This is a genomic window from Anoxybacillus tengchongensis (assembly GCF_014201585.1).
Classification (GTDB): domain Bacteria; phylum Bacillota; class Bacilli; order Bacillales; family Anoxybacillaceae; genus Anoxybacillus; species Anoxybacillus tengchongensis.
In genome coordinates this window covers 44067-57844 of sequence record NZ_JACHES010000004.1, presented here as the reverse complement: position 1 = coordinate 57844, position 13778 = coordinate 44067, and the positions used below count along the sequence as shown (strand labels likewise).

Below are 13778 nucleotides of genomic sequence, written 5' to 3'. Positions count from 1 at the left end.
TTCGAATGAACGGTGTGTATAAATGAAGTATAGGAAAATATGCTGAAAAGGGCGGCTGAAGATGAAAGTAGTGATTATTGACGATTACGTGCCGACATTAGAAATGATAGAGGCGATGCTCGAACATATTAAAGGCATTTCCATTCATCCGTTTGAAGATGCGGATGAGGCATATGCATATATTTTATCTCAACATGTCGATGTCATTTTAATGGATATTTGTATGCCTGGAACAGACGGTATTGAATGGTGTCGGCGATTGAAGCAACATGAGCAATTACATCATGTCCCTGTATTAATGGTTACAGGTTACGATGATGAACAAAAGTTAGTGGAAGCGTTTGCAGCGGGGGCATTTGATTACATTCGCAAGCCGTTTACAATGGTCGAACTCGTTTCGCGTGTTCAATTGGCGTATCGCCAAAAAGAAACGATGGATCAACTGAAACGAACGAATGAAGCGTATACAGAAAGTTATCGGCATATGTGGACGATGCAAAAAAAGATGAATGAAGACTTACACTTAGCTCGACTCGTTCAAGAAGGTTTACTTCCTGAACCGATGAATAATGAACATATTCATTTTGTCGGAACATATATTCCTTCTTCACAGCTATCTGGTGATTTATATTTTTGGCAACAAGTTCGTTCACATATGTATGCTTTTATTGTGATTGATGTCATGGGGCACGGTGTTGCATCTGCGCTTGTTGCCATGTCGATTCGTTCTTTATTACATGGATTAATGACGAAAGTGACAGACCCGCTTCTTGTTGTAGATGAGTTAAATCGCCATGCGTTTCAATTGTTCGGGAAAGAGACGAAGTATTATTTTACAGCTTTTTATGGAACGATTGATGTAAAAAAGAAAGTCATTGAGTATGTAAACGCAGGTCACCCTCAAGCCATATTGATGACTAACCGAAAAACAATGCTTCTTAAAGAAGGGGGCATTCCAATTGGCATTGTATCAAATGCCCCTTATAAAAAAGGGACGGTTTCGTTTCAACATGACACTTATCTTATGATTTATACAGACGGATTAATCGAAGTGTTAGGTGAAGAATGTGCAGAACAGCTTACCGATATGATGCAAACGGCTCATACATTTGATGAGATGGTACAAAAAATAAATGAAAAAGCACAATATGATAAAGGAAATGACGATATTACGTTCGTTTCCATTCACATCAAATAAGCGATCTTTCGAAAGATCGCTTATTTGATGTCAACAATTTGATCGAGCTGACAAATGGATAGTATATGTTTAATAGGAGCTGAAACACCTGTCATTTCAATGCGCACTCGATCTTTCAGTGGATATAACCAGCTGATGAGCAAACGAACACCAGAGCTGTCAATAAACCGAACGGCAGATAAATCAATTTGTAAATGGGATGTATCCCACGGCTGCGATTGAATTGTTTCTTCCATCATGCGTGACGTTTCAAAGTTAATATCTTGCTGAAAAGAGACAACGATTTTGTCACCATATGTTACAATGTTAATCATGTTTTTCCCCCTTTTTTCGTGCGATCATGACGACAGCACGTTTCCCTTTTTCGTCAAATGAAAAATGGGAAGCAAGCTGTTGAACGAGAAAAAGTCCGCGTCCTCCTTGACGAGTGAAATCAGGAGGAGGAGCGCTGAGTTTTTCCTCCCATTGAAAGCCGTCTCCTTCATCAATGACTTCAATGGCGATTGCTTCATCTGACCAGCTGATGTGTACAGTAGCATATTTTTTTCTAGAGTGTCGAATGACATTTGAGACGAGCTCCCATAATATTAATTGAATTGTATATCTTTGCATGTCGTCTAGTTGCATATGACCATGTATTTGCTCGAGCATCGCTGAAATCATGGTGCTATAATTTGTTTCATTTAGCTGAGCTTGAATCATTGTTTTTTAATTGAATCAAAAGTTGTTTTATATAAGGATGTTTATAATCACATTGATGCTCGAGACGATACAATTGGCTCCATAAAGAGTTATATGTTGAACGAAACGAGAGTGGGATGCTCTCTCCAAATGAGCGTTGTAAATGCATGAGACGAAACTTCGCATAATTTCGTGACGGTACATTATTCGGGAGAAGCCCCATATCGATGCGAATGAGTTGCTCGTTTACTTCGTGAAGCAACGTTTCCGCCATGTCGTCGATATGAGCAAACGTTCGTTGCTCGTATTTCAGCCGTGGATGCTTCATCGTCATCTTCCTCCGTTTAACAATTACGAATTAAACTTTTCGGTCAGTTCTTGATTTAAATCGTTTAACTGTTCGGCCATTTCAGCAATTTGTGAGGCAGCGGATGAAATTTCATCAAACATTTGATGAAACTGTCCAATGAGTGAAGTAAATTGATCGATTTTTTTGTTTGTTGATTTTACATCGGTGACAGACTGATCAAAAATATGAATAATGCTTTCATTTGCTTGTCGGAATGCTCTCGTTTCGTCGACAATTTGTTGAAACGCATGTTCAAATTTTCGAATCGTTTGTTGGACAACATCGATGTGATTTTGAATGTAGTCTAGCGATTGCTCGGTTTGCGTAGCAAGCTTTCGCACCTCATTGGCTACAACGGCAAATCCTTTTCCATGTTCACCAGCGCGAGCTGCTTCAATGTTGGCATTTAATGATAAAATGTTCGTCTGGTTTGAAATGCTGCGAATCGCATTGACGATTTCCCCAATTTTTCGTGAGCTATCTGTTAGTTCGTTTGTCAACGATTTTGTTCCTTCGATTAATTTAGCAACGCCATCGAGTTTTGTTAATGTTTGTTTCACATCTTCTTTTCCTTTTTCAACACGCTCTGTCATTTGGACGGATTGACGCTGGATGGTCGTTACTTCATCTAACATGTTTTGGACATTTTTTTGTACTTCAAAAATGGAAGCGGTCGTTTCTTCTGCACTTGAAGCAAGCGTTGTCGATGATTCTGTTAAACGATGTTGCAACTCTGCAATTTCATTTAACTTCATCATGGACGATGTATACGACTCAATATACGTTTCAATCGCAATTTGCATATCGAATGAACAAAGTTTAGCAAACGAGCGGTAAATATTTGTTGCTTCTGTTGGTGGGAGCTCTTCCATTAATATGTGAAGCACTTCATTTTGAATGATTGTATAGGCGCCTAAATACCATTCTGGGAATAGACCGATTCGGTTATGAACGTTTCCGATCACTTTTCGCCGTATAATATATTGCTCACCAATTTCCCCAGAGACCATATCCATTAAATAAGCGCGCAACGTTTGTTTTAAACGATCAAGCGTGGAATGATTGTCAATAATGCGTCTTAAATTTGGTATTTGTCCAATTTGATTGTAAAACACATTAACGATTCGTTCGACATGTTTAGCAAAGAGCGGGCGAATCGAAGCAAGTCGTTGCACATCTTCTTCTGTTAATCGAACGAAAGAAACTTGTTGTTTCCGATCGCTTGAAAGGAGTTGTCGATAATACGTTGTAACGTGTGAAGATGTAGAAGGACGAAGATTCGTATCTTCATTTTCTTTTTGATTTTTTTTACGGAACAGCTGAATAGCCCCCTGTTCATTGAAAAGAGTGTGAAATGGACATTTTGACATCATTTTCCCTCCAATTTTTATAAAAAATCCCCTAGAATATTATATCATGTACTGTAAAAATAAGAAGGAAATTTTTTATGTTATTTCCGAGGGAAGCGCAAAAAATGACAAAGTTTTCCCTGCTTGTCGAACGAAAAAGAATAAAGTAGAATGTATATTTGTGAACAATATGAATTGCGGAGAGAGAAGCGATGAGTAAAAAAATTTTATATTTGTTTTTTGTTTTAATAGGTGTTACAGTTGTTATTTTTGCGAATATGAAGCATAACATTTATACGTTCATGTAAAATAGGTGTTTCCATTAGTACATGTATACCCCTTTGTACATATGCTAGAAGTGTAACAAACTTTAATACGAAAGGGGTATGAAATATGCGCTGTCGCCCAAATATGATGCCGCCAATCGTTCATCCAACAAAATGTTGTACACAACATCAAATGCAAACAACGATTGTGCCACACATTCATCCGTCACATACGACGTATGTGAACCATCATTTGTTCCAGCATCAACATTATTTTCCGCATACACAATCTGTTGTGAACGATGTATCACATCAACATGTTGTTTGTCCGGGAGCTAGCCCGTTTCCACGACCATTTTAACCGAAGGCAAGTCGCCTTCGGTTTTTTGTCGAAAAAAAGACGAAGTTTGTGAAAATGAAAAATTGACAAGGACTGTTTTTTTTGAAAGAATAGGTGTAGACATGGATAATTGAGGTGAGCAAACGTGCTTTCAGATCGCATCAACTTAACAGCAAAAGACATTCTTGAAAAAGAGTTTAAAATAAGTATGCGCGGATACAATCAAGATGAAGTTGATCGTTTTCTTGATTTAGTCATTAAAGACTATGAAACATTTCATCAAATGATTGAACAATTACAACAAGAAAATGCAAAATTGAAAAGCCAATTGCAGGAGGCACAAAAACGTCAGCCATCTCAAACGGGAACGACGAACTTTGATATTTTACAGCGTCTTTCCAATTTGGAAAAACATGTTTTTGGAAACAAACTTTACGAATAAATGTTCCAACCTTTTCTATTGATTTGGCTTATCGTTTCGGATATACTAACATATGCTTACATGAATCATGTTCGGGTAATCGCTGCGATGTGTATGCATCGTAGAGGAAAGTCCATGCTCGCACGGTGCTGAGATGCCCGTAGTGTTCGTGCCTAGCGAATGCATAAGCTAGGGCAGTCTGGCGATGAGCTGGGCTGACGGCAGGGAAAGAGCCTACGTCCTTCAATGGATATGGCTCGACTACCTTTAAAGTGCCACAGTGACGTAGTCTTGCTGGAAACGGCAAGAGTGGAACGCGGTAAACCCCACGAGCGAGAAACCCAAATGATGGTAGGGGCACCTTCTCAAAGGAAATGAACGGAGAGAAGGACAGGCATACAGCCTGTAGATAGATGATTACCACCGAAGTACGAGGCGCGAGCCGTTTGCAGTACGACGGAACAGAACATGGCTTACAGAACATGATTCATGGTCTCACTCTCCTGCATAACGTCAGGGGAGTTTTTGTTTTTTGGGAATATGAGGGGAGAGTTTGCCTTGAACAAAAAATTAGCATCTTTGTTTGGTTTAGATACATTTTTATCTGTGTCTCATGCCGTTATTCAAGAAGCAGACGAGGGAATCATTGTTACGGATAGTGAAGGGCATATTTTATTAGCTAACCCAGCTTTCGAAACAGTAACAGGTTATACACAAGAAGAAGTGCTCGGAAAAAAACCGAATATTCTTCGCTCTGGTTTACACGATCGAGTATTTTATGAAAATATGTGGGAAACGATACGTGATCATGGGGTTTGGAAGGGAGAAATTTGGAACAAACGAAAAAATGGCGAGTTGTTTGTAGAATGGTTAACGATTAAAGCTATCTATGACGCTACCGGAAATCCAACACATTATGTAGCAATTTTTTCAGATGTGACGCAACATAAGCGGACGATGGAGCAACTTGCGCGATTATCGAACTATGATTTGTTGACCAACGTTCCAAATCGACAATTATTTACGAAACGTCTGCAACATTTACTTGATATGGCACGTCGCTACAATCAACAATTAGCTATTTTGTTTCTTGACTTAGACCGCTTTAAATATATTAACGATGAGCTTGGACATCATAATGGAGACGTATTGTTAAAAAAGGTAGCCAATCGTTTAAAAAAGCTACTGCGCACGAAGGATACGTTAGCGCGTATTGGTGGAGATGAATTTGTAGTTATTTTACCTAAACTAAAGGATGTTCAAGAAGCTGTTAGCATAGCAGAACAAATGATTGAATCATTACAAGCTCCTTTTATGTTAAACGGAAAAGATGTATATATGTCAGCAAGCATCGGCATAAGCATGTACCCAAACGACGGAGGTGATGGTGAAACATTATTACGTCGAGCCGATCGTGCTATGCAAAAAGCGAAAGAAAGCGGAAGAAATCGCTTTGAGTTATATACAGCTAAGTTAGACTACCAAAGCGAAGTGGTCATGTTAGAAAATTATTTACGAAAAGCGATTGAACGAAATGAATTATTCATTTGCTATCAACCCATTGTTAATATGAAAACGAAAAAAATTGAAGCACTTGAAGCGTTAATACGTTGGCAACAACCGAATATCGGTTTCATTTCTCCTGGGCAATTTATTCCGCTTGCAGAAGAAACGGGATTGATTGTTCCAATAACAAAATGGCTATTCGAACAAGCATGTATACATATCAAGGCGATTCACCAATTCGCTCCGCATATGAAAATCGGAATGAATATTTCTGCTGTTCATTTTCAACAAGATGATTTCGTTGAGCAACTATCGACGATTGTCAAACAAAACGATGTACATCCACGCTTTTTTAAATTAGAACTAACGGAAAGTACGATTATGCCAAATGCAGAGGAATCTGTTCAAAAACTTGTACAGTTAAAACAGTGCGGTTTTAAACTAGCTATTGATGATTTTGGGACAGGTTTTTCTTCATTAAGTTATTTGCATCGTTTTCCAATTGATATTTTAAAAATCGATCAATCGTTTATTCGTCGCTTATCTTTATATAGCGATGATGCGACGATCGTCTCAACAATTATTATGATGGCGCATCATTTGCATTTATCGGTCGTGGCGGAAGGGGTCGAGACAGAGCAACAATATGAATTTTTAAATAAACAACAATGTGATATGGCACAAGGATATTACATTGCTAAACCGATGCCAATAGATGAGGTGCAGCACTTTATTCAAGAATGGAATGAATATATCAATGAAAGGTGAATGAATATGGGGCAGATAACGTTAATTGCAACTGCAGCAATGGGGCTTGAGTCCATTGTTGCAGATGAAATCCGGGCGCTCGGATATGACTGTCAGGTGGACAATGGAAAAGTGACGTTTGTTGCAGATGAGCGGGCGATTTGTCGTACGAATTTATGGCTTCGCACAGCCGATCGGGTGAAAGTGAAGGTGGGGGAATTTCGTGCAACGACGTTTGAAGAGTTATTTGAACAAACAAAAGCGTTGCCATGGGCACAGTTTTTACCTATGGACGCCCAATTTCCTGTTGTTGGGAAGTCGGTTAAATCAAAATTGTTTAGTGTATCCGATTGTCAAGCGATCGTAAAAAAAGCGATTGTTGAACATTTAAAACAACATTATGGTATTTCATGGTTCGAGGAAACAGGTGCCCAATTTCGTATTGAAGTCGCTTTACATAAAGATATCGCTACATTAACAATCGATACGAGTGGTGCTGGATTACATAAAAGGGGATATCGTATCAAGCAAGGAGAAGCACCATTAAAAGAAACGTTAGCGGCAGCGCTCGTTCAGTTAACGAATTGGAATCCGGATCGTCCATTTGTTGATCCATTTTGTGGATCGGGAACGATTGCGATTGAAGCAGCGCTGATTGGTCAAAATATTGCACCAGGATTTAACCGCGATTTTGTATCTGAACAATGGGGTTGGATCCCATCTCGATTTTGGGACGAAGCAAGGGAAGAGGCGGAAGATTTAGCGCACTACGATCAACCGCTACATATCGTCGGCTTTGATATTGATCATCGTATGGTAGATATCGCGAAAACGAACGCACAAGAAGCAGGACTAGCTGATTTAATTACGTTTAAACAGATGCAGGTGAAAGATTTTCGAACGAAAGACGAGTATGGTGTCATCGTCGGCAACCCTCCTTATAGTGAGCGATTAGGGGAAAAAGAAGAAGTAGAACAGTTATATCGGGAAATGGGAAAGACATTCGCTGCACTCGATACTTGGTCGATTTATATATTAACATCTCATCGTCACTTTGAGCAGTTGTACGGGAAGCAAGCAACAAAACGCCGAAAACTATTCAATGGTTTCATTGAAACGCAATATTATCAATTTTGGGGACCTCGTCCGCCGCATTCATATGAAAAGCTGTCTCATTGACAGCTTCTTTTTCTTTTCAACTTCATTGACTTCTTTCTTTTTTTGGTCGATAATTAATGTTTGTGTACTTCGTTAAAATTAATGGAGGGGCTAAAAAATATGAGCAAATATCCGTTTGTATTAAGTAAAAATGAAAATTTTTTTGATAAATTAAACGAATGGATTGGGGACGTGTTTTACGATATTTTACCTGAAGCAGGGTTTGAATTACGTGATGAGCAAATTTTTATGGCATTTCAGCTTGAGCGAGCATTTAAAGAGAAAAAAGTGATGTTTGCGGAAGCAGGGGTAGGAACGGGAAAGACGATTGTATATTTACTTTACGCCATTTGTTATGCAAGATATATTGGAAAACCTGCCATTATTGCTTGTGCAGATGAAACGCTCATTGAACAACTTGTAAAAAAAGAAGGAGATATTGCTAAAATTTCGCGTGTTTTAAACATAAACATCGATGTTCGTCTAGCGAAATCACCAGATCAATATTTATGTTTGAACAAATTGGACGATATATTAATGACCGAAGAGGAAGAGTTGTACGAGCAAATTTTTGACGAATTGCCTCCATTTGTTCATGATCATGCTCCGCTCCAGACGTTTTACCATTACGGTGATCGAAAAGATTATGCTCATTTAAGCGATGAGCAATGGTCAAAAATTGCTTGGGATCCGTTTCAAGACTGTTTAGCATGTGAAAAGCGCCATCGTTGTGGCCAAACGTTATCGCGTGATTATTATCGCAAAGCAACGGATTTAATTATTTGTTCTCACGATTTTTATATGGAACATATTTGGACGTATGAAGCACGGAAACGTGAAGGACAGTTACCACTGTTACCAGAAGCGAGTTGTGTCATTTTTGATGAAGGGCATTTATTAGAGTTTGCTGCTCAAAAAGCGTTAACATATCGTATGAAAGAAACGACATTAGAAGCGTTACTTTCCCGTTTATTAGAAAATGATATTCGCGAACAATTAGCTTATTTAATCGAAGATACATTGGAACTTAGTGTACGATTTTTTGATGAATTGATGAATCATGCAAAAGCGGTATCGGGATCTAATCGTCAAGAAATAACATTTACTGCGTCCCTTTTACAACTGGCAAAAACGCTACGAACGAAAGTAGAACAAATTGGAGACGAACTCGTATTTGAGAGTGAAACGTATACGATTGACCATTATCAATTGAAAGTTGTTGATGAATATTTAGACCAAATTCATCATTCACTATATTTATTCATCCATAATCGTGACGCCATTACATGGCTTGAGTCTTCACTCGATGGTAACACGCTTGTCATTATGCCGAGAACGGTGCAAGAAGTGTTGCGCGAAAAAGTGTTTTCTAAACATATTCCATTTATTTTTTCATCTGCCACATTATCGAATGAAAAATCATTTGATTATATGGCAAAAAGTCTTGGCATCGACGAATATTTATCATTTCATGTTAATTCTCCATTTGACTATGATGAACAAATGACGATTTATATGCCAATATTTGAGAATAACGAACGCATATTTGAAGAGAAATATGCGTACGCCATAGAAAAAATACGTGAGACAAATGGGCGTGCGCTTGTATTGTTCCCAACACGCGAACAATTGAATGAATTTAAAGCTCGAGCGCAACAAGAAGAAGGACTCACTTTTTTATTTGAAGGCGATCAAGAAATTAGCGAACTCGTTTCGCGCTTTCAAAACGAAGAAGAAACGATTTTATGTGCCCAACATTTATGGGAAGGATTAGACATTCCAGGTCCGTCACTAAGCAACGTCATCATTTGGGCACTCCCTTATCCACCGAATGATCCCGTTTTTCAGGCAAAGCGAAAACAAACGGACAATCCGTTTTGGGAAGTGGACGTTCCGTATATGGTTTTACGATTGCGACAGGGGGTAGGGCGTCTCATTCGTCAACGAGACGATCGAGGAATTGTATGTATTTTTGTGACAGATGATGAGCCAATGCAAGTGATTGAAACGATCAAACGTGTATTACCGACAGATGTACAGCAAAAATAAAGGAATATTTGTAAATATTGTAGAATAACGATACAACGGAATGGAGGGAAGAAGATGAAGAAAAATATTCAGGCTGTTGAAAAGCAATTTTTGCAGTACGTCAAAAAAATGATGGCGTACAAAGAAGCTATTTCGCTTATGTATTGGGATTTGCGTACAGGTGCTCCCAGAAAAGGGGTTGATCAACGCTCAGAAGTGATCGGAATGTTATCACAAGATGTATTTCATATGTCGACCTCAGAGCAAATGGCCGCATATATTGCGGAACTTTCAGCGAAGTCCGTACAGGAACAATTGTCACCGGTCACCCGTTATACGTTAGTAGAATGTCAGAAAGAGTACGAACGAAATAAAAAAATTCCTGCTGATGAGTATAAACAATATGTTATTTTACAGTCCAAAGCGGAAAGTGTATGGGAAGAAGCGAAAGCGAAATCTGACTTTTCCCTTTTTGAACCGTATTTAAAGCAGCTTGTTGATTTTACAAAACGCTTTATCACATATTGGGGGACAAATGGACACCCATATAATACGTTATTAGATTTATACGAACCAGGTGTGACCGTTGATTTGTTAGATGATGTGTTTTCAAAATTACGCAATCGTATTGTTCCGCTCGTTCAGCAAATTAGCGAGTCGCGACACAAGCCAGAAACAAGCTTTTTATTTCAGCCGTTTCCGAAAGAAAAACAACGAGCATTTAGTTTAGCGCTTTTAAAAGAATTAGGTTACGATTTTGATGCAGGGCGGCTCGATGAAACCACACATCCTTTTGCGATAACGTTAAATGAAGGAGATGTCCGAATTACAACGAAATATGACGAAAACGATTTTCGGACGGCTATATTTGGTACGATTCACGAATGTGGTCACGCTCTTTATGAACAGAACATATCTAAAGAATGGGCAGGTACACCGCTTTACGATGGTACGTCAATGGGCATTCATGAATCCCAATCGCTGTTTTATGAAAATTTTATTGCACGTCATTATTCGTTTTGGAAGCGATATTATAGCTTATTGCAACAATATGCTCCGCATTTTGTTGACGTTTCATTGGATGATTTTTATCGTGCAATTAATGAGTCAAAACCGTCTCTTATTCGCATTGAAGCGGATGAGTTGACGTATCCATTACATATTATTATTCGATATGAAATGGAAAAAGCGTTGTTTGATGGCGCGATTGAAGTGAGGGATTTACCGCACATTTGGAATGAAAAATACGAGGCGTATTTAGGTGTTCGTCCGGAACGTGATGCAGAAGGAATTCTTCAAGATGTGCATTGGGCTGGGGGAAGTTTTGGTTATTTTCCATCGTATGCCCTTGGATATATGTATGCCGCACAGTTTAAATATGCAATGGAAAAACAATTGTTGGACTTTGATAAGTTGATTGAAAATGGAGAATTCGTGCATATTCGAGAGTGGCTTACAAAACATATTCACCAATATGGAAAGACGAAAAAGCCGCTTGACATTTTACATGAAGTAACTGGAGAAGGGTTAAACCCGACCTACTTGATTCGCTACTTGGAAGAAAAATATAAACATATTTATCGATTATAAAAACCGGGCAAATGCCCGGTTTTTTTACCAAAGTTTAAATCCTTTTGAGCCAGGAGGTGCATTTTGGATCATATCGATAAATGGAACCGTATATGCAATTAAAATGAGTACAACAGCAATACCGATCCATAATGTCCAGTTTTCAAATACGAGCGGTGTACGTTCAGCCTGTTCAGCAACTTCTGCAACAGGGAACTCTGTTTCACCTTTTGGAGCGAAAAATGCTAAGTTCGTAACGATAATGAGTACAAGAATAATACCGATGAACAAGATTGTTCCGCCAACTGCTTGAGCGATTTGATAAGGAACCCACTCTAGAGCTTGTGGTGCATCGCCGTATGTTGAAAATGCTGAACGGCGTGGGGCGCCAAGCAACCCAGCAAAGTGCATTGCACTAGACATAAAAATCATACCAATCGACCAAACGATCGTTTGAATGATCGCTAAACGGTTCATCGCTTTTGTCATCACACGTCCCGTTAAATGTGGGATAAGCCAATAAGCTGCACCAAAGAATGTTAATACAACAGTTGTTGCTAATGTTAAATGGAAGTGGCCCGTTACCCAAATCGTATTATGAACAACTTGGTTTAATTGGTGTGATGCGTTGACAAGACCACCGGCACCAGCAGGGATAAAGAACAACATACCAATAAACGGTGCAAAGAAACGAGCATCACCCCAAGGGAGCTTACGTAACCATCCAAATAATCCTGTTGCTCCTTTAGAACGACCGTACATCTCAAACGTTGCAAACATCGAGAACGCTGTCATTAATGATGGAATAACAACCATAAACGTTAAGACAACTTGCAAGTACTTCCAAGCTGGATCGATTCCAGGTTCCACAAGTTGATGGTGGAAACCGACAGGGATTGAGAAAATTAAGAATAAAATGAATGACATGCGTGCAAGGGAATCAGAGAACATTTTTCCGCCAATAATTTTTGGAATAATTGCATACCAAATCATATATGCCGGTAATAACCAGAAATATACGAGCGGGTGGCCGAAATACCAGAATAATGTTCGGCTTACAAGTACGTTAATACGGTCAACGTAACCTAATGACCAAGGGATAAGTTGGAATAATACAGTTGCAGCTACACCTAACGAGCAAATAAGCCATAACACCATGTTAACAACAGACATGAACGTAAGCAACGGACTTACTTGACCAGGATGAGCTTTTTTCCATTTAGCATAGTGAGCAAACATTGCAAATCCGCTAATCCAACTACCGACGACAACAAGCGTTAAACCAATATAAAAGCCTGCATGTGCTTGTAGAGGTGCATAAAACGTATATAAAACAGAAGCTTCACCAATTAAAATGTAAAAGGCAGTAATCGCTGTGCCGATTGTCATGAGCCAAAAACCGACCCAGCCCCAAAATCGGACGCGATCAGAAAGTGTTCCGGCCGTACGACTGACAGCTGCAAACTGGAAACCAATGATAAAAAATGTAGTTAAAACAAGTCCAAGTAATACACCGTGAGTTGTTAAAATCGTATAATAGCTAATGCCTGCTGGTAATTCAAATTTTCCTGAGCGCACAAGCACTTGTAATAGACCGGCAAGTCCTCCTAACGCAAGTGCAACGAAAGCGACATAAATATGGGCCATCGCTAATTTACCATCACGCGCATCTACTTTCCAAGTTCCATTCATCATTGTTCAACCACCTTCACTTTCGCCGTCATTAAGTGGTGACCCGCACCGCAATATTCGTTACACAAAATCACATACTCCCCGACTTTATCGAATGTTTGTGTATAACTACTTACATAACCAGGTTCAACCATCATGTTCACGTTTGTTCCGGCCATTTCAAATCCGTGAATGACGTCTTTTGTCGCTACGTTAATCGTTACTTTTGCTCCTTTTGGAATTTCCACTTGATTTGGCGTATACGCAAATGCAGAAGCAACGATATTTAATTGATATTCATTATCCCCTGTTTTAACAAGGCCTGGTTTATCAAAAGGTGGTGTTTGGTCGACTTTTTCTGGATCGATCGTTGTTAAACAGCTTGGTGGCTGTGTTCCTTGTGCAAATGCACCAACCCCTAAGACAGCTAAAAATACGAATAATGAACCGATGCCGAAAAACAGCCAAATTTTTTCATACTTATGCATGTGCATC

At 39.1% G+C, this 13778-nt stretch carries 13 protein-coding genes and 1 other RNA gene; 8 read left to right on the top strand and 6 right to left on the bottom strand.

Annotated elements, in window-relative coordinates; genetic code table 11:
* The first annotated feature begins 61 nt into the window (after positions 1–61).
* Positions 62–1198, top strand: coding sequence for a fused response regulator/phosphatase (locus tag HNQ82_RS05695; protein WP_183247916.1), 1137 nt, complete (start codon positions 62–64; stop codon positions 1196–1198).
* A gap of 20 nt (positions 1199–1218) precedes the next feature.
* Here HNQ82_RS05695 and HNQ82_RS05690 read toward each other — a convergent pair whose 3' ends face one another.
* Genes HNQ82_RS05690 through HNQ82_RS05675 form a run of 4 tightly spaced genes read right to left on the bottom strand, consistent with a single transcriptional unit; the run spans position 1219 to position 3598 of the window.
* Complete coding sequence (locus HNQ82_RS05690; protein ID WP_183247914.1) at positions 1219–1512, bottom strand: STAS domain-containing protein; 294 nt, start codon at positions 1510–1512, stop codon at positions 1219–1221.
* Positions 1505–1849, bottom strand: coding sequence for an ATP-binding protein (locus tag HNQ82_RS05685; RefSeq protein WP_246348913.1), 345 nt, complete (start codon positions 1847–1849; stop codon positions 1505–1507). The genes HNQ82_RS05690 and HNQ82_RS05685 overlap by 8 nt, the downstream gene beginning before the upstream one ends.
* 28 nt (positions 1850–1877) lie before the next feature.
* Complete coding sequence (locus tag HNQ82_RS05680; protein ID WP_183247910.1) at positions 1878–2207, bottom strand: hypothetical protein; 330 nt, start codon at positions 2205–2207, stop codon at positions 1878–1880.
* 23 nt (positions 2208–2230) lie between these two features.
* Complete coding sequence (locus HNQ82_RS05675) at positions 2231–3598, bottom strand: globin-coupled sensor protein (RefSeq protein ID WP_183247908.1); 1368 nt, start codon at positions 3596–3598, stop codon at positions 2231–2233.
* 372 nt (positions 3599–3970) lie between these two features.
* Between HNQ82_RS05675 and HNQ82_RS05670 the strand changes: the two genes are divergently transcribed.
* From HNQ82_RS05670 to HNQ82_RS05640, 7 genes are all read left to right on the top strand, one after another.
* On the top strand, positions 3971–4204 hold the full coding sequence (locus HNQ82_RS05670) for a CotD family spore coat protein (RefSeq protein WP_183247906.1): 234 nt from the start codon (positions 3971–3973) through the stop codon (positions 4202–4204).
* 124 nt (positions 4205–4328) lie between these two features.
* Positions 4329–4625, top strand: coding sequence for a cell division regulator GpsB (gene gpsB, locus HNQ82_RS05665; protein ID WP_004890279.1), 297 nt, complete (start codon positions 4329–4331; stop codon positions 4623–4625).
* A gap of 67 nt (positions 4626–4692) precedes the next feature.
* An RNA gene (gene rnpB, locus HNQ82_RS05660) (RNase P RNA component class B) lies at positions 4693–5085 on the top strand.
* Positions 5086–5144: 59 nt separating this feature from the next.
* On the top strand, positions 5145–6878 hold the full coding sequence (locus HNQ82_RS05655; RefSeq protein WP_183248224.1) for a putative bifunctional diguanylate cyclase/phosphodiesterase: 1734 nt from the start codon (positions 5145–5147) through the stop codon (positions 6876–6878).
* Positions 6879–6884: 6 nt separating this feature from the next.
* Positions 6885–8036: a THUMP domain-containing class I SAM-dependent RNA methyltransferase gene (locus tag HNQ82_RS05650; protein WP_183247904.1), complete on the top strand. Its 1152-nt coding sequence runs from the start codon at positions 6885–6887 to the stop codon at positions 8034–8036.
* A gap of 99 nt (positions 8037–8135) precedes the next feature.
* On the top strand, positions 8136–10064 hold the full coding sequence (locus tag HNQ82_RS05645; protein ID WP_183247902.1) for an ATP-dependent DNA helicase: 1929 nt from the start codon (positions 8136–8138) through the stop codon (positions 10062–10064).
* Between the two features lie 54 nt (positions 10065–10118).
* A complete protein-coding gene (locus HNQ82_RS05640; protein WP_183247900.1) occupies positions 10119–11633 on the top strand; it encodes a carboxypeptidase M32 in 1515 nt (504 codons plus the stop codon).
* A 24-nt stretch (positions 11634–11657) separates the two neighbouring features.
* Here the strand turns inward: HNQ82_RS05640 and HNQ82_RS05635 are convergent, their stop codons facing one another.
* On the bottom strand, positions 11658–13307 hold the full coding sequence (locus HNQ82_RS05635) for a b(o/a)3-type cytochrome-c oxidase subunit 1 (protein WP_183247899.1): 1650 nt from the start codon (positions 13305–13307) through the stop codon (positions 11658–11660).
* Positions 13304–13777, bottom strand: a complete 474-nt coding sequence (locus HNQ82_RS05630; RefSeq protein WP_006318623.1) for a cytochrome c oxidase subunit II — start codon at positions 13775–13777, stop codon at positions 13304–13306. The genes HNQ82_RS05635 and HNQ82_RS05630 overlap by 4 nt, the downstream gene beginning before the upstream one ends.
* Between the last annotated feature and the right edge of the window lies 1 nt (position 13778).